Annotated in this window: 13 protein-coding genes; 6 read left to right on the top strand and 7 right to left on the bottom strand. The window is 64.8% G+C overall.

Features of this window, described 5'->3' with window-relative positions:
- Window positions 1-61 precede the first annotated feature (61 nt).
- Window positions 62-712: a glycine zipper family protein gene (locus tag EEB12_RS08835; protein WP_020968768.1), complete on the top strand. Its 651-nt coding sequence runs from the start codon at window positions 62-64 to the stop codon at window positions 710-712.
- A 95-nt stretch (window positions 713-807) separates the two neighbouring features.
- On the opposite strand, the gene EEB12_RS08830 is transcribed toward EEB12_RS08835, so the two are convergent.
- The 5 genes from EEB12_RS08830 to EEB12_RS08810 all read right to left on the bottom strand — a co-directional run bounded on the left by EEB12_RS08830 (window position 808) and on the right by EEB12_RS08810 (window position 9,328).
- Window positions 808-2,118 carry a S1 family peptidase gene (locus EEB12_RS08830; RefSeq protein WP_029538548.1) on the bottom strand — a complete coding sequence of 437 codons (1,311 nt, stop codon included), beginning with the start codon at window positions 2,116-2,118 and terminating at the stop codon, window positions 808-810.
- A gap of 223 nt (window positions 2,119-2,341) precedes the next feature.
- Window positions 2,342-3,682, bottom strand: a complete 1,341-nt coding sequence (locus tag EEB12_RS08825) for a S1 family peptidase (RefSeq protein WP_141487640.1) — start codon at window positions 3,680-3,682, stop codon at window positions 2,342-2,344.
- Between the two features lie 109 nt (window positions 3,683-3,791).
- The gene (locus tag EEB12_RS08820; protein ID WP_141487639.1) at window positions 3,792-5,039 is read right to left on the bottom strand and encodes a hypothetical protein; all 1,248 of its coding nucleotides are present in this window, start codon (window positions 5,037-5,039) and stop codon (window positions 3,792-3,794) included.
- A gap of 111 nt (window positions 5,040-5,150) precedes the next feature.
- Entirely contained in the window at window positions 5,151-7,586 is a 2,436-nt protein-coding gene (locus EEB12_RS08815; protein ID WP_141487638.1) for a LuxR C-terminal-related transcriptional regulator, read from the bottom strand.
- A gap of 14 nt (window positions 7,587-7,600) precedes the next feature.
- Window positions 7,601-9,328 (bottom strand): Hsp70 family protein, encoded by a 1,728-nt coding sequence (locus EEB12_RS08810; RefSeq protein ID WP_141487637.1) that lies wholly within the window; start codon window positions 9,326-9,328, stop codon window positions 7,601-7,603.
- A gap of 335 nt (window positions 9,329-9,663) precedes the next feature.
- On the opposite strand from EEB12_RS08810, the gene EEB12_RS08805 reads away from it, so the two are divergent.
- The 5 genes from EEB12_RS08805 (at window position 9,664) to EEB12_RS08785 (ending at window position 17,754) form a co-directional block, all read left to right on the top strand.
- Window positions 9,664-11,925 carry an IniB N-terminal domain-containing protein gene (locus EEB12_RS08805; protein WP_141487636.1) on the top strand — a complete coding sequence of 754 codons (2,262 nt, stop codon included), beginning with the start codon at window positions 9,664-9,666 and terminating at the stop codon, window positions 11,923-11,925.
- 123 nt (window positions 11,926-12,048) lie between these two features.
- On the top strand, window positions 12,049-13,917 hold the full coding sequence (locus EEB12_RS08800) for a dynamin family protein (RefSeq protein WP_069146139.1): 1,869 nt from the start codon (window positions 12,049-12,051) through the stop codon (window positions 13,915-13,917).
- Window positions 13,914-15,398 carry a dynamin family protein gene (locus EEB12_RS08795; protein ID WP_141487635.1) on the top strand — a complete coding sequence of 495 codons (1,485 nt, stop codon included), beginning with the start codon at window positions 13,914-13,916 and terminating at the stop codon, window positions 15,396-15,398. The genes EEB12_RS08800 and EEB12_RS08795 overlap by 4 nt, the downstream gene beginning before the upstream one ends.
- A 104-nt stretch (window positions 15,399-15,502) precedes the next feature.
- Entirely contained in the window at window positions 15,503-17,086 is a 1,584-nt protein-coding gene (locus EEB12_RS08790; protein WP_141487634.1) for an MFS transporter, read from the top strand.
- Between the two features lie 23 nt (window positions 17,087-17,109).
- Complete coding sequence (locus EEB12_RS08785) at window positions 17,110-17,754, top strand: FMN-dependent NADH-azoreductase (RefSeq protein WP_019749381.1); 645 nt, start codon at window positions 17,110-17,112, stop codon at window positions 17,752-17,754.
- A 19-nt stretch (window positions 17,755-17,773) separates the two neighbouring features.
- Here the strand turns inward: EEB12_RS08785 and EEB12_RS08780 are convergent, their stop codons facing one another.
- Complete coding sequence (locus tag EEB12_RS08780; protein ID WP_019749382.1) at window positions 17,774-18,778, bottom strand: TIGR03617 family F420-dependent LLM class oxidoreductase; 1,005 nt, start codon at window positions 18,776-18,778, stop codon at window positions 17,774-17,776.
- Entirely contained in the window at window positions 18,775-19,356 is a 582-nt protein-coding gene (locus EEB12_RS08775; protein ID WP_257209884.1) for a hypothetical protein, read from the bottom strand. The genes EEB12_RS08780 and EEB12_RS08775 overlap by 4 nt, the downstream gene beginning before the upstream one ends.
- Between the last annotated feature and the right edge of the window lie 69 nt (window positions 19,357-19,425).

Genomic DNA, 19,425 nt, shown 5'->3' with positions numbered 1-19,425 from the left:
AGGGGAAACGGGTGGTGTGAGTCATCGACTTGCGCCCGCTCGCTCCCGGGGAGGATCAAAAATGTTCATTCGTAAAGCTGCGGCCATCGCAGCGATGACCATTGCCGCTACGGGCATCGCTGCAGGTACTTCTTACGCAGCTCCGGAGACGTCACCCGACGTTTCGTACACCGCCGAGGTCGTCGACCAGGCTGTTGTCACCACCATCGATGCCGGGGCATTCCGGGTATCGGGTGACGGCACACACGTCGACTTGCAGAACAGCCAGGGCGCAACTCTCGTGAGCCTGCCGCTCGCGTTCAACCTCGGGGACGTTCAGTTCCCGTTCGACGAGACCGTCAGTGAGGACGGCAAGACCCTCACCCTCAAGCCGAACTTGGACCCGGCCAGCTCCAAGCCGAAGCCGGTCGCTGCCGAGTTCACCCCGGTTGCTTCGCCTGACGAGGATCAGAAGGCAATCGAGAAGTTCCAGTCACAGCTCGGGCTTGCCACGCAGATCGGTAGCCTCACCGGCACGATCGTCGGAGCAGTCATCGGTTGCATCGTGGGTCTGCCCGGCCTGGTTATCGGCTGCCTCCCCGGCATGGTCACCGGTGCCGGTATCGGTGGAGTCGCCGGTACGATCCTCGCCGGCGGCGGAACCGCAATCGTCGCGGGCATGGACCTGATCAAGGTCCTGAACGCTCCGGCCGGAACAACTCTCTTCCAGTAAGCAGCTCTACCGGTTAGACGTCACGAACGCCGAAACGGGCGCCACACCTTCGAAAGGTGTGGCGCCCGTTTTGCTGTCTCGGGGAATGCGTGCGATCAGTAGTCGCGAACCTTCAGGCCTGGATTGGCGGCGAGGATGTCGTTGATCGGCGTCGCGTACTGCGTCGGTGCTTCTTGTCCGAACAACGTCTCGGCCTGAGCGATCTCGCACAGGGGAGAGGTGGCGACGTTGGACGCACTCGTGATGCCCACTGCCAACGTTCCGGAGACGATGGGGCCACCGCTGTCACCCTGCAGGACGCAGATGTTGGTGGTGAAGCCGTTGTCGAGGGTGTGATCCAAGACCTTGGCGACGCGGTTGACGCCGGTGACGACGCCGCAGCTGAAGCCGGTGGTCGATCCCGCCTTGCAGACCGGGGCGCCCACAATGGGATCGGCGGTACCGGTGATATTGACCGAACGGTTGAACGGGACCCGCACGCTGTTGTTCTCGAAGCGGTACTTCGCGTTGTCGTCGATGTTGATGATCGAGTAGTCACGCCCGTCGAAGCTGCTCTTGGCGAAGTATCCGACGCGGGGCCCGGTCTGGTTGTTCACCATCGGGAAGACCTGGCTGGAGTTCGAGGTGCCGGCAGCGGCACGGTTGGGATCGCAGTGACCGGCGCTGATGTTGACCGTGCGTCCTGAACCGTCGGTGCCGTTGAAGCCGAATGAACAACGCAGTCCGGTGTTACCGGAGGTTGCGCCGAAGGCGTCTCCGCCCAGTGCAGCGTCGCCGGTTGCGGATCCGGTTGCGGGAATGAGGTCCGCGACGATCGGGGGAACCAGTAGCGGCGCAGCGGTGTGGACGACGGTCCGCTTCAGGAACTCAGGCAATTCGATGCCGGCGGCAGGATCGGCGGTGAGGGCGACTCCGTTGCCGACCACGTCGACGGCGATGCCACGCACGAGGTCTGCGACCTCGGCAGGCTGCGAATCGAGCCAGGTGTTGAGTGCCGAGAGTTGACCTTGCAGAGCCTGCTCGCTCTGCGCGACGTCCTTGACCTCGAAGCCGGCCTTCTCGGCGGCCTCGCGGGCAGCATCCTTGTCGCGACCGTCAGCGAGAGCGACGATGCCCTTGCCGAGGTCGTCGAGCCACACGCCGGCAAAAGAGTCGGGAAACTGGACGCGCGCGATGGCGGCGAACTCTGCGAGCTTCTGCGCGAGTTCGGAACGCGAGACGAACTGGTCGGGCGTCAGCGCCAAGTCGTGCTGTAGGGCTTCGGCGAGTTCGACGGGCAGATGGGCTGCCTGATCGGATACACCGGGTTCATTCGGTTCTGCGTTCGCGACCGCGGTAATCGGTCCGAGGAGCAGCAGCGCGGCCGAACCGAACACTGCGGCGCGACGTGCGATGGAGCTTCGCATGTGGGCCTTTCCACTTCGTTGACCGCGTACCACCCCCCTGGGAGCACACGGATACGGCTCACGGACTTGTGGTGAGCCGATCACAGTCGACCATGACTATATGGGTTCGAACGCGCTATTCCCACCCGTTACATGAGCAAACAGCGCTGACCCCGACCGACAACAGCACTGTGCCCGCCGATCAGAACAGATCGGCGGGCACAGTGCGTGAATCAGGCGTTGGTCAACCCGCAGTGCGAACGCGGATTCCGGAACCGACACCGCCGCCGGATGCGCGATCTACAGCGTCGAGGATGTCTCCGACCGGGATACCCAGATTCGAGGTTCCACCGGAGGTCGCGAGTACCAGGTTCGCTTCGTTGCAACTGGGTGCGCCGCTGCTGTTGGAACCGCTGGTGATGCCCAGCGCCAGGGTTCCGGAGACGATGGCGCCGCCACTGTCCCCGGCGAGGGTGCACGCGGTACCGGCGAACCCGCGGACGGTTCGTGAATCGCCGTCAGCCATGACCAGTTGTGTTTCGACGCGATCGGCTGCCACGACGCCACAGGTGAAGGACGACGTCTGACCCGACTTGCAGATGGGAGCGCCGATCACGGGACGTGCTGTTCCGGTGATCGCGAGGGTGGTCCCGTTGGCACCGCGGACGGCAGCGTGGTCGAGGCCCGCGTCGATGCCCGACTGGTCGAACTTGATGACCGAGTAATCGAGATCACCGGCGTTGTTGCCGACGGAAGACTGTGAGAAGGCGCCGATCAACTGACTGTCGTCGACGTTCGCGTGATTCGGCAGGTAGACCGGCGACTTCGAGCCCTCGGCCGGATTGCAGTGTCCGGCACTGATATTGAGTGCATTGTTCTGATCGTCGACGGCGTTGAACCCGAACGAGCAGACCGAGATGTTCTCGGTCGGCGTCTCGCGAATGGGACCTGTCGACGTGATGTAGGTGTCGCCGCCGAGCGCTCCGGGATCAACCGATCCGCCGCCGTCCGGGCTGAGAACGATCTTGGTGTTCTCGAGCAGGGTCGGAAGATTGAGTGCCTGCCCGACGGGGCTGTTCGCAACGTCGATGACGACCTGGTTGTTCAAGACGTCGATAGTCGCCGAATTGACTGCGCGTGATATTTCCTTGGGAAGCCCGGCGATCCATCCGTTGACGTCGGCCAGCGTCTTCTCGAGGGTGTCGGCGGAGACGGGGGCGACGTGGGTGCGGTATCCGTCGTCGGCAGCGATTCGAGCAGCTTCGGTGGTGGTGACGGCTACGACGGGTTGACCGTCGAGTCCCATCCACGATCCGGCGTAGTCGCCGGGGCGCTCGGACTTGAATTCCTGGGCGTACGCGCCGAGTTCCTGAGCTTTGGCAGCGCGGTCGAGATACTCCTGTGGGGAGATCTTCAGATCGCGTGTGATCGCCTCGACCAGCTCAGCCGGAAGCTGGTCGGCTTCGAGCTGTTCGACATGCGTGTCGGAGGCGGGCTCTGCCGATGCCGTCGTGGTGAATGGAGCTGCGAGCAGTAGTGCCGAGGCGCCGACCACAGCGGTGCGGATCGCCAACGAGTTACGCATGAAATCCCTTCAAGTCCCCGGCACCGAGCCGGTAGGTACCGCACCCACCATAGGGGAAAAGTTTCGACGAGGAATATGCGCCTCCTGTCTGGCTGTTCAATCTTTCTGTCTAACTTGGCATTCCGGGTCTCGGGGCCAATGGCATGACGGGCATGTCGAGATTCGGCACCACCGGATCGGTTGTGTCGGTCGGGTTGGAGGGCTGCGTCGGCGTTGTCTGTGTATCAGTGGGGTCGGTCACGGCGGGAGTGTCCGGGGTACCCGGATCGACCGGATTCAGCGGTCCGACGACCGGCGGCAGGTTCTCGATCCGAAGGGGGTCGAGCTGGATGGTGATCGGCGATCCCTGTTGCGCGGGGACGTTCGCCGTAGTGGATTTCTCGGTACCGGTGCCCGGACTCGCCGGGATGGGCTGGGATTCGGGTGAGGTCGATTCCGCTTCGGATGACCACGACTGCGCCGTCGGCTGCGCGCCGAGAGCGGGTACTTCCGACGGGAGCGAGGTCGCTGAGTGCGAAACCGTGCCGGACGGACTCGCCGCAGTGGCGGGCGTGGTGCCGGTGGGCAGGGGAGATTGTGCGTCGAGAATCCCGGGCGCTGAAATGGTCGGAGTGTGTCCGATGATGACCGCGGCCGCACACCCCGACACCGTCAGAAAGACTGCGGCGGCGGCTGCGGCGATGATCGGTCGGCGCTCCGATCGCCACTGACGATTCAGCCAACCGTCGACGCTCGGTGCTTTCGTGCCCGGTACTTCCACGCCGGATTCCGGCTCCGGTTCGATCAGGACGAACGGCGGAAACTCCTCGATGGTGTCCTCTGGCTCGGCAAGATCGGTTGGCTCGGGTTCGGAACAGGTAGAGGTGATCGAGTAAGGCGCGGCCAACGCTGCGGCTCCGCGGGCTGCACTGTCGTCGGCATCCGGATCCGCGAGCCAGGCCGCAGAGGCTTTCTCTTCCGGAATCAGTTCGACGCCGTCGAGATCCATGCTGTCGAGTGCGCCGCGCAGTGCGTCGACGGAATCGCTCGACCAACCTGCCGGGATCACCGCAGAGATGTTCAGGTTCTGATCAGTGAGTGTTCGGACCTCCTTGACCAGGCAATACATTGCTGTCGCTACGAGTTCCTCTCCTCGCGTCATGTGCTCGGAGAAGTTGTCGGTATCGTCAGTTCCGACCCTGTCGAGGAACCCGCGCAAGCCGGTTGACCCCAACGCGGTTTCACCTAGCTGCACGGTGCCGTCAGGAGCGTGGTGCAGCACCGATTCGCGTTCGAGGATCACTGGTTCCGAGTCGGGTTTCGCGATCGCAGCAATGCTTCGTTTATTGCCGACGGCGAGTTCGACTCCCCACTTCATAGCGATCCCCGTTTCACAGTTACCGAACTTTGCTCGGCATGCATGTCCTGATTCCTGTGAAAACTATCACTTAAACGGATATACGCAACCCTCCGGACAATATGCAGCTAACTATTTGTTCGGCGGTGTCATGCTGCGAAGGATGGTGAGTAGTTCCGAACGAGACTGCGCCCCGACGCGCCGCTTGATGCGTGCGACATGGTGCTCGACGGTTTTTGCGGAGATGTAGAGGCGTTCGCCGATTTCCCGATAGGTCAGGCCGACGACGACGAGTTCGGCAACTTCTTGTTCGCGCTCGGTCAGTACCGACGGTGGTGCCGCGCTGTCGGTCGAATCGGTTGCATTCGTCTCGGCCGTCGACGTTGTGCGTAGCGAGCGCGCAACGTGGAGCAATGCGGTGGCCGATTTGGTGTCCGGTGTGCGCAATGCTGCTTCGCCCGCCAAGCGGGCCGCGTCCCAGGGCAGCCCGATGCGGTTGAGTGTTCGCGCTGCAGCTTCCACGTCGTCTGCGTCGACGCTGCCCTGCATGAGTAGGAGCCATTGGCGTCCGGCGGTCGCCAAACCGGCTGCGTAAGTGTGGGTTTTGGCTGATTCCGCGAGTGTATGGGCGTGTGGAAGGAGATCGGCCGGTGACTGCGAGAGGATCGACGCCTGGACGCCGTACCAATGCAGCGGCGAAGACCACAGCGGAGGCTCGCCGAGTGCTCGGAGGAGCGTGCGTGCGTCGTCGACCAGATGCTCGACCTGCTCGGCCTCGTCGAGTCGTACTGCCGCAAGCCACAGTTCGCCGATGGGAAGCAAATTGAAGAGATCCACGCTGCAGGACGAGAGGGTGCCGGCTGCGCCCGACCAGGCTCGCCGCAGCTGGGCGAGATCGCCGGAGCGTCGAGCGAGACCCACGATCATGGCATGCAGAAACAGTGCGTCACGCTCACGGAGGGGGCCGCGGACTACCTCCTCCGGTAGATCTTCGACAGCAGTGTCGTGCCCACGGGTCATCGCGATCCACGCGTCGAGAAGGTGAAGCCGCGCCCACGTGTGACTGCTTGCGTCGTCGGCGGCGATCGCGGCCGCGACGACAGCGGCGGCCCGTTCATGGGCGCCGTTGTGCAGGAGTGCAAGAGCTACCAGCGCCGGGGCGGAATCAGGCTGGAATTCAGATGTGCCGGAGCCGCCGGGGAGCGAAAGTGCGCGCGACATCGTGTTGAGCGCACTCGGTGCACTCCCCGTGACCGATTGCATCAGTCCATTGGCCAGTGTGGCAGCGCCGACCGTGGAGCTCGACGGTGATCCAGTATGCCCGGCGAGCGCCGCGTTCGCGTCATCGACGTTGCCGATGCCGAGGAAGGTGATTGCGGCGAAGGGGGATTCGGTTTCGGTGCGCCCTGGCCCGAGCCAGGTGTAGAGATCTGCGGCGGCGCGGAGTTGGCCGCATGCTGCGGACGAAGCTGCGCGGATTCGCACCGCCGCAGCCAGTCTCGCGTTGTCGAGATCGGGTTCGGCGATGACGGAATCGGCCAGGCGGCAGGCAGTGTCGAGGTCACCACTCCGAGCCGAGACCTGGGCGTACAGCAGCGTGTCCGCCACGCCGAGAGGCTCGATCGAATTCACACGACGAAAAAGATCTGCCGCGACCGCCGGCGTGCTCGCGTCGACTGCGTCTCGTAGTACAGCCGTGAGATCGCGGTGTCGGATGCCGGAGTCGAAAAGTCTTCGTGCTGTACCGATATCGAGGGTTCTCGCGTGCGCGCGTGATTCGACGATTCTGATCAGCTCGCTGCGAATACGTCCTGTGCTGGTCGACTCTGCCACAACGCTCGCGACGAGAGGTGATCGCGAACCGAACAGTCCGGTGGCCAGTGCTCGGTCGAATGCCGCTGTGAGGCTGAACTTCTCCTGTCCCAGATCGAGCTCGAAAGCGTCGATGTCCGGGACGGCGAATGAAACCTCGAGGATCTCACGCTCGATCGGATGCAGAGCGGTGACCTGATGGAGGATGTGTGTGCGTACGGCTGTCGCCATTTCCGGGCGGCCCGCCGAGGCGGCGGCGAAATACGCTTCGACGGCCCCGAAGGAACCACCGGCCAGATGCTCGAGCGTCAGCACGGCACGATCGTCGAGCGGAACTCTTCGCTCCGCGGCGATCTTCCGAATATCTGACCGGTTCAACGGGTTCAGATGTAGGACGGTACCGAAACTCGAGATGTTCGAGTAGATCGGTGCGAGTGGAGGATCGATCCGATCGGAGGCGATGACTACTCCGAGGTCGTCACGTTGAACCAGCTCGTTCAGAGCACGGATTTCGTCGGAGGTCAGAGCCTGCGCGTCCGCGATCACCACAATCGCATCGGCCGGGGCGTCATGCGTGACGACGGTGACCACGGGTCTGTCACCAGATTCGATCCTCTTGCGCACCGCCCTCGTCACTTGGGGCCGAGCGCTGGCGTCGGTCCCGGTGACGAACAGGCGCAGTGGCGATGCAGTCAGGTCGATGCCGCGCAAAAGTCCTGCAATGTAAGACGATTCGGTGCCGCTGTCACGGTTCATCGAAAGCCCGCCGGTCAGCGGATCGGCGCGGTGACGCCGCCGACGACACCACCGACCACGTTTCCGACACCACCGACGACGTTACCGAGACCTCCGACCACGCCGCCGACACCGTCCCCGACGCCGTTGACCAAACCGCCGACACCGTTGCCGATGCCGGTCGCAGCATCACCGATACCGGTTCCGACGCCTGCTCCGGGCGCGGGCGCTGGTGCCGGTGCCGGGGCGGGAGCCGGTGCGGGCGCCGGGGCGCCGGGTGCGGCAGGTGCAGGCGCCGACTGGGCGGTCTCACCTGGTGCGGGAGCAGATCCAGCTGGTGCGCCGGCAACCGGAACTGCCCCTGGTACCGTCGTCGAACCGCCTGCGGCAGCAGGAGAGCCGGGCTGATTGTTCTGAGTAACGTTGTTCGCAGTCGTGGATCCGTTACCTGCTGCTTCGGCTGCCGTGGTGCTGCCGGGGGTAGAGCCCGGCGTGGTCGAAGCGGTGGACGAGGTGGACTCACTGGTGGTGTCCGCCGAACTGGACGGAACGTTGATCTTGTCCATGGCCGTTCCGATTCCGAGTCCGCCTGCGGCGAGCACGATGAACGCTCCTACCACCGCAGCAACGACGCCCACCCTCGACGAGCGTCGAGTCGCCGTGTTCTCTTCCTCTGTCGGCTCGGCAAGCAACGGAGTGGAGAAGGCAGGAACCGGTGCGGGCTTGCGCGACGGCTCGGCGGGAATCACCGCAGTGGCGGCGGCCGGCACTTGCGAGTCTCGGGCGTCGAGGGCGAGTGCCGCGGCGCCGGACGCCGCGCACGACGCGGGATCGGCGTCGGCGATCACCGGAACACGAAGCTCCGCGGACAGTAGTTCGGCGACAAGGGGAATGGACGAGCTTCCGCCGGCCAGAACAACCTGATTGACATCACTGGACTCGACGCCGGCAGATCGCAGGCTTTCACGCACCAAGGCCACCGATTCGGTGAGGGCGGGCCTGATCAGATCCTCGAGCTCGGAACGAACCAGTCGAATGTCGCTGACGGCGCCGGGAAGCGTCACGCGAGCAACGGTTTCCGTCTCGGTGGAAAGTTCCTCCTTGGCTGCGCGGGCTTGCTCGCGCAGAGTTTCCAGCGCTGCAATCGTCTCGGGAGCAAAGGGATCAAGGGTTGCGAAGTGGTCGGAAACCGCATCGAGCAGGTGCACGGTGACGAGGTGATCGAATTCGTCGCCGCCGATGTCCTCGCTGCGCAGTGGCTTTCCGAAGATCTCGCTTCGTCCGCCGGTCGTGGACATCATCGTGACGTCGAGCGAGCGAGCGCCGAGGTCGTAGACGACGGTCAGACCGTCGTTGGCAGCGTTTCCGGAAGCGGCGAGCCACGCCATGACGGCCACGGGTTCGGCGACGAGAGTAGCCCCGTGAACCCCGGCGTCGTCCAGCGCGGACTCCATGGTGCGTGCTGTGTGACGATTCCACCCCACCGGGTGAGCCAGGACAACAGCTGGACCTTCTTCGCCGCCAGCCTGGCCGACGAGCGCGCCTACCGCTGTCGCTGCGAGAGACTCGCCGCGGTACTCGGTACCGTCGGCGGCAAGTATCGGGATCGGGTCTCCGACGCGCTCGACAAATCCGGTGATGACGGTTCCGTCGTCCAATTGCAGCGCACTGGGTAAGCGGACCTGTTGCGTTTCACCGGTCGAGCCGTCGGTGACAGCTACGAGAGTGGCCGAACCGATGCTGATGCCGAGCCCTGCCGCCATGAACGAACTCCCCTGGTCGTGGGCGACAGAAGGACTGTCGCGGTTGTCTGCGATGTCGGTTTCAGGACCTAGATCGTTACCGGATCGGAGGCGTCGCGGCGAAGTAGGGGACCGATCCCCTAATCGGAGCAAATCCCCCTATTCCGAGCGGGCGTACCCCGTAGGGGGCTTCCCCGTCTGTCCACGCAGAAGAGGGGGGTGCTCCCCGTTGGCCCCAGTCGCAAAAGTTCTTAGCGTTGATTCCACTCGCTACCTCTGGCAGCGCACCAGTTTCCGGATCACCGGCAACAACCCACCGGCAACAACCCGGTCAACGAACTTCAGGAGAACCCGCCATGGCAACGAACGCCGTACTCGAATTCATCCTCGGGCTACTTCGTGACGACGAGGCAGCTGCCAACTACTGCGCCAACCCGACCGCGGCACTCAATGCTGCCGGTCTGTGCGACGTCAGCCCCGCCGACATCGTCGCCGTCGCTCCGCTGGTTGCCGAGTCCGGACTGTTTGCCGGTGGCGGCGCCGACCTGTCCGCGATCGTCAACGCCGGCGCGTCCGCTGCGGGTGCCATCGGCGGCGGTCTCGGAATCGGTGGTGGTCTCACCGGTGGACTGGGTGGCGGCCTCGGCGGCAGCCTGGGTCTCGGTGCCGGTGCAGGCCTCGGAGTCGGAGGCGCCCTCGGCGGCCAGTTCGACCTGGTCGGCGACTTCGCAGCAGCCCTCAGCGCTGCGCTTGCCATCGGCGGCGAGATCAGTGCCGACCTCGGCGCAGCCTTCGGCGCCGTCATCGAAGCCGGCCTGGGCCTCGGCGGTGCACTCGATCTCGAAGGAGCTCTCGATCTGGGCGCACAGCTCAGCGCGGCTCTGGGCGGCGCCCTCGGAGTGACCGGCGGTCTGACCGCGGAACTGGGCGCAGCCCTCGACGCCGCCATCGGCGCGGTCGGCGGACTCGACCTGACGGCGGGGCTCAGCGGAGCCCTCGCACCCGTCTTTGCCATCGGTGGCGACCTCGGAGCCGACCTCGGACTGGCTCTCGGTGGACTCCTCGGCGGCGCAGCAGACCTCAGCGGTCTCCTCGACATCGGCGGCGAACTGGGCGCGAGCCTGACCGGCGCACTGGAATCCGCCCTTGCACTGGGCGGCGGCCTCGATCTGGCCGGCGCTCTGACGGGCGACCTCAGCACGGCGTTGTCCGGCGCGCTCTCCGGTGTCCTGGGAGCCGGCGGCACGATCGGCGCCGATCTGGGTGCATCACTCGGCGGCGTCCTCGGAGCGATCACGGATGTCAGCGTTCTCACCGATATCGCGGGCGGCCTCGATCTCGGTGCTGCACTGAGCGGCGCACTCGGCGGAGCTCTCGGAGTCGGCGGCGGCTTGGAAACTGCACTCGGCGGCGCACTCGACGCAGCACTGGGCCTCGGCGGAGGACTCGACCTCGACGCCGTACTCGGCGGGGGTGCAGACCTGGGCGCGCAGCTCAGCGCGGCACTCTCCGGCGCCCTCGGTGCCGGCGGAACGGTCGGAGCCGACCTGGGCGGCGCACTCGGTGGACTGCTCGGGGGAGCACTCGACCTCGAAGGCGGTCTCGGCGCAGACCTCGCAGCGGCTCTGGGCGGCGGTGCGAATCTGTCGACGGCCCTCGAAGGTGTCCTCGGTTCGGCACTCGGCATCGATGCCGGGCTGGCGGGCGGTCTCGGCGGCGCACTCGACGCAGCGCTGGGCGCAGGCGGACTTACCGGAATCGACCTCGGTGGTGCACTCGGGCTGGGCGGCGAAGCAGGCTTGGCAGCCGGTGTGGCTGCGGCTCTCGACACCGCTCTCGCAGGTGCAGGCGGCTTGGGTGCTGTCGGTTCCGTGGGCACGGACCTCACCGGCGCGCTGGACGGTGCGCTGGGAGCCGGCCTCGGGCTGGGGGGCTCTCTCGACAGCGTTCTCGGTGCCGAAGGCGCACTCGGTGGAGCGCTGGACACGGCACTGAACCTCGGCGGAATCGACACCGGTTCGATCGGTGCCGACTTGCCCTCCGTCGACCTCGGCGCAGTGAACCTTGGCCCGATCTCCGCTGAACTGCCTTCCGTCGACCTCGGAAGCATCGCGGCAGACGGCCTGAACCTCGGCGGTGTGACCGGCGACCTCGGAGCAACTGTGGGCGGTGCTCTGGACGCAACAGCAGGTCTCGACGCCGCCACGAACGCTGCGGCTGGTTTGGGTGGGTCGCTCGGCGGAGCACTGAACGGCGTCACCGATCTCGGTGGATCGCTCGGCGGGGCTGTCGGAGCAGTCACCGACGGGACAGGTTCGATCGGTGCCGACGCAGCCGCGGCTGCCGGTGGCACCGTCGACGGTAGCGTTGGCGGCGGCGGAGTCGCTGACCTGGGTGGATCCCTCGGTGGAGCAGTCAGCGGCGTGTCCGACCTGACAAGTTCCTTGACCGGTGCGCTGAACCCGTGGTCGTCGATCGATGCGACCGACGCTTTCGGTGCGGGCTCCGATTCGGGACTGAGCGCCGATACCGGACACTCGCTCTTCGCCGAGGATTCGGTTGCAGCACCGGTCGATCACATCGACCCGGTTGCGGTTGTCGACCACCTGCATCCCTGATCTGCTGACGCAGGAACTGAAATCGGTCAAAATGACCTGATGTAACAAATCCGGCCCTGCGTGCGCTATGCGTTCGCAGGGCCGGATATTCGAGTCGGGAAGAATTGCGGGTCAACGTAGCTCATGAGTGATTCAGCGAGTCAGGTAAGCAGTCGGAAGGCGCGCGTCGCGTCGTCGACGGCGTCGTTGCTCGAACGAACAGCCGTCGTGGCGAAGGATTTCGGGCGCACGGATCTGGTGCGCCGACTCGAGAATGCTCAGGTCAGAGTCAATGATCCACGTATTCGTATCGTGGTGGTCGGTCCCCTCAAACAGGGCAAGAGCCAGTTCGTCAATTCTCTGCTCGGCATCGACGTGTGTTCGGTCGGTGACGACGAGACCACTGCCGTGGCGACGGTCGTGCAGTACGCGGAGACCTCGGTCGCCGAATTGATTCTCGCCGATCCGGGTGCGGCGCCCATCCGGGTGCCCCTCCCGCTCGAGGAACTGATGGGGATCACCCCGGCCACGCCTCGCGCCGAAGGGCGTGAAGTTCTGCGTGTGGAAGTGGGTGTTCCCAGTCCGCTGTTGGCCGACGGTTTGGTTCTGATCGACACCCCCGGTGTCGGTGGTCATGGAAATCCGCATGCTGCAGGAACATTGGGATTGATCACTGCGGCCGATGCCGTGTTGGTTCTGTCGGACTCCAGTCAGGAGTTCACCGAACCCGAGCTGGGATTCATCCGCCAGGTCGTCAATCTGTGTCCTGCGGTGGCCGGTCTGATCAGCAAGACCGATCTGTACCCGCACTGGCGACAGATCCTCGACGCCGATCGCGGACATCTCCAGCGCGCCGGGTTGGACCTGCCGCTCATTCCGATCTCCTCGGTACTGCGGTCGCACGCACTGAGGCTGGGGGACAAGGAACTCGAGGCGGAATCCGGATTTCTGGACCTCTATCAGTTCCTGCGGGACAACGTGGTTGCGCGTGCCGAGTCGAACACGCGACGCGCAGTTGCGATGGACGTGCGTTCCTCGGCAGCACATCTGACGTTGGAGATGGGCAGTGAGCTTGCGGCGCTGAAGGATCCGTCCACCGCTCAAGCGGCGGTCGCCGGCCTGCGGCGTGCCCGGGCAGCGGCCGAGGAACTGCACAAGAAGACCTCGCTCTGGCAACAGAGCCTCGGCGACGGCATTGCAGACCTCGCCGCCGACATCGATCACGACCTCCGGGACCGGTTGCGCCGGGTCACCCGCCAGGCCGAAGAGACGGTCGACGAAGGCGATCCAGGTAAGGACTGGGACGTAGTGGGGGAGTGGCTCGAACAGGAGATCGCCACCGCTATCGGTGACAACTTCGTGTGGGCTCACGATCGAGCTCAATGGTTGGCAGAAGTTGTGGCGCAGCACTTCGCGGAGACCGGCGACGTCGCGCTCCCGCATCTCGACGTCGCCGACACCGACGGTTTCCTGGAACCGGTTGGCGCGTTGTCGGACCTCGAATCCGGCCGTATCGGCATCACTCAGAAGGTCCTGGTCGGCATGCGCGGCTCGTACGGCGGCGTCCTGATGTTCGGCTTGATCACCACGATGATGGGCATGGCACTGGTCAACCCGATCTCCATCGGAGCCGGGGTTCTGCTGGGTACCAAGGCTTATCGCGAAGACAAACAAGCACAGGTGCTCAAGCGTCGGGCCGAGGCGAAAGCGGCTATCCGACGGTTTGCCGACGACGTCAGCTTCCAGGTGGGCAAGGAGTCGAAGGACCGCCTCCGCCTGGTGCAGCGGCTTCTGCGGGATCATTTCACCGACATCGCCGAGCAGGCGCTGCGCTCGATCAACGAATCCCTCCGCGCCACGCAGGAAGCTGCGCAGTTGGAGTCGAGCGAACACGCCGCTCGTATCAAGCGTCTGGAGACCGACATGCGCGTCGTCGCAGAGCTTGACACCGTTGCCGGAACGCTGATCGGCGAAACTCCGGCTCCTGCTTCGGCAAAGGTGACCAACGCATGAGTGCCACGACCGCCGTGACCGCTGTGGAGTCGGCACATGCTCTGATCGACCAGGCCAGACGGGTCTACGCGGACCAGCCGCAGACGCGAGCCCAGTTGGACGAATGCGCTGCCCGACTCGGCGAGCCACTCCGGGTGGCGCTCGCCGGCTCCCTCAAGGCGGGGAAGTCGACGCTGCTCAATTCGCTTGTCGGACAGGATATAGCGCCTACCGACGCGACGGAGTGCACGCGCGTCGTCACCTGGTATCGGAACGGGACAACGCCCCAGGTGACTGCGACGGCCGAGAACGGTGCCGAGTTCAACGTGCCGGTGACGCGCCGCGACGGCAGGCTCACGTTCGATCTGGGGGAGTACACCGCAGACTCGGTGGACCGCATCGACGTCGACTGGCCGTCTTCGGCATTGGCTCGTACGACGATCATCGACACCCCAGGTACGTCGTCGCTCTCGACCGAGGTTTCGGCCCGAACCTGGGACATGCTGGTTCCCGATGGTGGTGCGCCCGGCGCGGACGCGGTGGTCTACCTGCTGCGCGCCCTGAACGCCAGTGACATGCAGTTCCTCGGGAAGATCGCTGATCATGTCGGCGGAGAATCCGGCCCGCTCGGAGTGATCGGTGTTCTCTCGCGTGCCGACGAGGTCGGCGCAGGCAGGCTCGACGCGTTGTCTTCGGCGAAGGACGTCGCGGCACGATTTGCCGAGGAATTGGAGCGAACCGGCCTGTGCCAGTCGGTGGTTCCCGTGGCAGGTCTGCTGGCACTCGCCGCACGGACGATGCGGCAGAGCGAGTTCGCTGCCTTCTCGGCGCTCGCGCAGGTTCCATCCGAGGATCTGAGCCTGGCCTTGCTCTCCGCGGATCGTTTTGCCAGGCAGGACAGTCCGCTCCCGGTCGACGCGGCGATGCGGGCGCAATTGGCCGATCGGTTCGGGCTCTTCGGAATTCGCCTCGCCGTGACGTCGATCAAGCTGGGGGCCACTGATTCACCGTCTCTGGCCGCGGAATTGCTGGAGCGAAGCGGACTGGACGAACTTCGTCAGGTGATCGACGTTCAGTTCGGGCAGCGCGCGGATCAACTGAAATCGCACACCGCGCTGGTGACGTTGGGCCGAATCCTCGAAGCCGATCCGAGTGAGGAAGGCGATCAGATCGCGGCGGAGGCACAACGGTTGCTCGCCGACGTTCACGGTTTCCACGAACTTCGCCTGCTCGGGCGACTTCGTTCGGTACACACAGATCTGCCACCCGACGACCTGGCACAACTGCAAAGGCTGATCGGTGGCTACGGAATCCGGGCCAGTGACCGGTTGGGCTGCGAACCGGAAGAATCGCCGGAGGTGCAGCGTGCGCGGGCTACCGCGGCTGTCCGGCGATGGCGCGAGTTGTCCAGGCATCCGCTCTTCGACAGGTTCACCTCCCGCGCCTGCCTGGTTGCTGCCCGCAGCGCCGAGGGCGTCTTGGCTGAAATTGTGCCCGAATAGGGACCCGTTCACTGTGCGAGCGCTTGGAGAGGGTTCTATCTTGAGTTCGGGATGACCCGGACATAACTCCCAGGTTCGGGTCCCACCTCGATGGGAGCACGCGCATGGCGAGTGACATCAAGTCCGCTTCACCGGATCGAGCCACCCTCGTCCTGGGGACGCTCATCCTGGTCGCTGCGGTCGCGAATCTCAATCTCTCGGTCGCGAATGTCGCGCTGCCGGACATCGGGCGGGCCTTCGACGCCAGCCAGACGCAACTGAACCTGATCGCGGTCGGGTACTCGTTGGGCCTGGCCGGAACGGTGCTCTACCTTGGGGCGTTGGGAGACCGATACGGCCGCAAGATGCTGCTGGTCACCGGCATGGCGCTGTCTATTCCGGCGTCGATCGTGGCTGGATTCGCCGGGAACTTCGAAGTGCTGTTCCTTGCTCGGATAGTCGGAGGCGTCTCGGCAGGTCTTGCATTCCCGACCACGCTGGCGATCATCACGGCGCTGTGGGCCGGACCGGCACGGACCAAGGCGATTGCCATGTGGTCCGCAATCGGTGGCGCGATTTCAGCACTCGGTCCGATCGTCTCGGGGGCGCTGCTCGAGCAGTTTCACTGGGGTTCGGTCTTCTTCGTCACCCTTCCGTTGGCTCTCGTGGCACTGATCTGTTCGCTGGTGTTGGTGCCCGCGCACGTCAACGAGACGACCGAGCGAGTTGATCACCTCGGCGGCATAGTGTCGATCGTCTTCATCGGGGCGCTGGTGCTGTCCATCAACTTTGCGCCGGTAAAGGGTTCGGGCACGTTGGCTCTGGTGCTCGGGGCGATAGCGGTCGTCGCGGGTATCGGGTTCTTCCTGCAACAGCGACGCGCGGTCAATCCGCTGTTCGATCTTCACGTAGCTGCGCGCCCGACCTTCTGGGTCGCGGCGGTGGGCGGGTTGGTCGTGTTCGGTTCGCTCATGGGCGCGATGTTCATCGGCCAGCAGTTCCTGCAGAACGTCCTCGGCTACTCGACGCTGGCAGCCGGTGCGGCCATCATTCCGGCTGCGCTGGCGATGGTGATCGTTGCGCCGCGCTCGGCGACCATGATCGAAAGGTACGGCGCCCGCGTCACGCTGCTCTCCGGCTACCTGTTCGTGGTTCTCGGGTTGTTTGTCGCGCTTTTCCTGTGGAACGAAAGCACACAGTATTGGCAGGTCGCGCTGGCCTATGCGCTTGTCGGGATCGGGGTCGGCCTGGCAGGCACACCGGCATCGCGTTCGCTGACCGGATCCGTTCCCGTGCACCGCGCTGGTATGGCGTCGGGAACCTCGGACCTGCAACGCGACCTGGGCGGCGCCATCATGCAGTCGATTCTCGGCGGAATACTCACGGCCGGGTACGCAAAATCGTTGGGGAATGCGATCTCGTCCTCGCCGAACGCATCCGAGGTGACTCCCGAAACTCAGGCCGCGCTCACCAAATCTTTCTCCAGCGCCGAAGTTCTCGCGGAACGCTACCCGCAATACGCGGACCAAATCATGACCGCCGCCAAAAGCGCCTTCCTGGAAGGGGATACAAACGCCTACATCGCGGCGATCATCATCGTGTGTGCCGGTGCCGCGGTGGTGACGTTCTTCTATCCGCGCCGCGAGCGCGAACGTGTCCTGCTGGCGCAGTACGCGGCAGAATCCGATCTCGCCGCGGAGAAGAGTTGAGCGCGCTCTGGTACTGATGAAGGATGCCACAGCTACTTCACATCGATTCGTCTGCCGAACTCCACAACTCGACCTCTCGTGATCTCACCGCCCTGTTCGCTCAGCAGTGGTCGAACAACAGTCCGGATCACACGACGGTGACGGTGGACCTGCACCGGGATCCCTTGCCGCACCTCGCGGACGCGGCCTTGCACTATGCACCACGCTTGCGGGTCGAGGGAGAGATTCCGGATCCCGCCGCGGAAGCACTACAGGCTCGGGTTATCGAGCAACTTACCGCTGCAGACGTAGTCGTGATCGGCGCGCCGATGTACAACTGGTCGATCCCGTCCACGTTGAAGGCGTGGATAGATTACGTGCACGTCCTGGGGACTACGGTGCCTTTCGACACGCGCACTCAGCCGCTCGCAGGTAAGCCCGTGGTGATCGTGTCCAGCCGTGGGAACACCTATGCGCCGGGCTCGGGGAACGAGGCCAACGATCACACCGTCCCGCCACTCGTTCAGGTGCTCGGGGTGTCGATGGGAATGGATGTCTCCGTCATCACCGCGGAACTGACTTTGGCGCAGCGTATTCCGGCGATGGCACCGCTGATCGAGCAGGGTGACGCGAGCCTGCGTGCTGCCCGGGAGTCGTTGACCGAGCTGGCCCGTACCTTGGGGGCCTGATCAGGAAGTTCGACCAGGTTCAGGTGAGAAGCGAGATCATCGACGCCACGTCTGACGGTTCTACGTCGTAACCCGGGAAGTAGCAGCACACTTCGTCGGCATGCTCGCCGAACCGGCGCCGAATCTCGGCGGCACACTCTTCGGGGGTGCCGACGACGGCGAGTGTGGTCAGCATCGGATCGGTGATCAGTGATGCCATGTCGGCGTAACCACCTCGCTTCGACAGGGCATTGAGTTCCGGTTGGACCTCGCCCCACCCTTCGACGTCGAGCACCGGACGGTATGCGGGCGTCGAACCGTAGAACGAGAGCAGGGCTCGGACGCCTCGGGCGGCCGCGGCAAGTTGATCGTCGCCGCGGCCGACGCCGACGATGACCTGCGGGATGATCGTGAATTCGTCTCGGGTGCGGCCGGATTCACGGAGGCCGGCATCGACGGCCGGAAGTGTTCGTTCGAGGAAATGGCGTTGCGTGTGGAACGGCATGACCAGGAGTCCGTCGGCCACCTCCGCCGCCGTCCGGGTCATCACCGGTCCGAGCGCACCCATCAGGATGGGCGGCGGTCCATAGGGATTGGGGCCTGGATCGAACGTCGGGGGCATCAGAGTGTGGGTGAAGAACTCGCCGCGGAAGTTCAGCGTCGAGGTGTTCTCCCACGCCGTGAAGATCGCCTTGACCGCTGCGACCGTCTCCTTCATGCGGGCCGCTGGACGCGACCACGTTGCGCTGTAGCGTTTTTCGATGTGTGGTTTGATCTGCGATCCGAGACCGAGGCGAAAGTGGCCGCGACTGAGCAACTGTAGGTCGTTGGCCGAATGCGCCAGATGCATGGGACTGCGGGGGAATGCGATGGCGACGTTGGTCATCAGGTCGAGGTCGACGGCCGATGCCGCTTCGACGAGCGGGAAGAACACGTCGTGTGGTCCCTCGAAGGTGAACAGGCCACCGGCGCCGGTCTCCGCGAGTTCGCGGCTGCGAGCAGCGCCTGCGCCCGGCGCGGAGTCGAGTTGTACGTGAACCTTCATCGGCGTACTCGCAGCCAGGTGCTGACACCGGGAGCAAACGGAGCGATCGCCGCCACTGCTACAAGGACGCAGTAGAGAATCGGACCCCATCTCAGAACTCCGGCGCCGATATCCGCGGCGCCGTCGACCAGAGACATGAAGCCGAGTCCGGCCGCGATGCTGAGGGCTCCGACGATCGCCGTCATCACCCGCCCGGCGTTCTTGCGGGCACGGAGGAGTTGAAGGCTCATGAGTGCGAGCAGGATCAGGACGAGAGCGCCGCCGCCACTGCCGGCCAGGACGACCGTCACGGCATCGGAGATGTCGGTGGACGAGTATCCGGGATTGTCGCGCGCAGTCGATTCTTCGAGGGCTGACCGGACGTCGTCGAGGCTGGTGACTACCACTCCGGCGATACCGGCCAGGACGACGAACGAGCCGAACCAGGCAGAGGTGGACAAGGTCACGGCCTTGGGTATCTCGTCGTTCGCTGCAGGTCGGAGCGGCCGAACCGAGACGTCGGGTCGCTCGGGTGCTGGGCGCGCCGGCGCCGGCGCCGGTCGAGCAGGTCGAACGGGAGAATTGTCGGGATCGGTCACCGGCCGATCGTAGCCATTCGGAGAGATTCGGAAGTGATGTGGCGCACTTTTTCGGCTTTTCGGGGAAGG

This window comes from Rhodococcus sp. WS1, from assembly GCF_003797745.1.
Classification (GTDB): domain Bacteria; phylum Actinomycetota; class Actinomycetes; order Mycobacteriales; family Mycobacteriaceae; genus Rhodococcus_F; species Rhodococcus_F erythropolis.
This window is presented reverse-complemented; position numbering and strand designations above follow the sequence as displayed.

What these genes read in the sequence shown, in the direction of transcription:
- EEB12_RS08835 (WP_020968768.1), top strand. Translation starts at nt 62, where the DNA reads ATGTTCATTCGTAAAGCTGCGGCCATCGCAGCGATGACCATTGCCGCT.
- EEB12_RS08795 (WP_141487635.1), top strand. Translation starts at nt 13,914, where the DNA reads ATGAGTGCCACGACCGCCGTGACCGCTGTGGAGTCGGCACATGCTCTG.
- EEB12_RS08830 (WP_029538548.1), bottom strand. Translation starts at nt 2,118, where the DNA reads ATGCGAAGCTCCATCGCACGTCGCGCCGCAGTGTTCGGTTCGGCCGCG.
- EEB12_RS08810 (WP_141487637.1), bottom strand. Translation starts at nt 9,328, where the DNA reads ATGGCGGCAGGGCTCGGCATCAGCATCGGTTCGGCCACTCTCGTAGCT.
- EEB12_RS08785 (WP_019749381.1), top strand. Translation starts at nt 17,110, where the DNA reads ATGCCACAGCTACTTCACATCGATTCGTCTGCCGAACTCCACAACTCG.
- EEB12_RS08805 (WP_141487636.1), top strand. Translation starts at nt 9,664, where the DNA reads ATGGCAACGAACGCCGTACTCGAATTCATCCTCGGGCTACTTCGTGAC.
- EEB12_RS08820 (WP_141487639.1), bottom strand. Translation starts at nt 5,039, where the DNA reads ATGAAGTGGGGAGTCGAACTCGCCGTCGGCAATAAACGAAGCATTGCT.
- EEB12_RS08800 (WP_069146139.1), top strand. Translation starts at nt 12,049, where the DNA reads ATGAGTGATTCAGCGAGTCAGGTAAGCAGTCGGAAGGCGCGCGTCGCG.
- EEB12_RS08790 (WP_141487634.1), top strand. Translation starts at nt 15,503, where the DNA reads ATGGCGAGTGACATCAAGTCCGCTTCACCGGATCGAGCCACCCTCGTC.
- EEB12_RS08825 (WP_141487640.1), bottom strand. Translation starts at nt 3,682, where the DNA reads ATGCGTAACTCGTTGGCGATCCGCACCGCTGTGGTCGGCGCCTCGGCA.
- EEB12_RS08780 (WP_019749382.1), bottom strand. Translation starts at nt 18,778, where the DNA reads ATGAAGGTTCACGTACAACTCGACTCCGCGCCGGGCGCAGGCGCTGCT.
- EEB12_RS08815 (WP_141487638.1), bottom strand. Translation starts at nt 7,586, where the DNA reads ATGAACCGTGACAGCGGCACCGAATCGTCTTACATTGCAGGACTTTTG.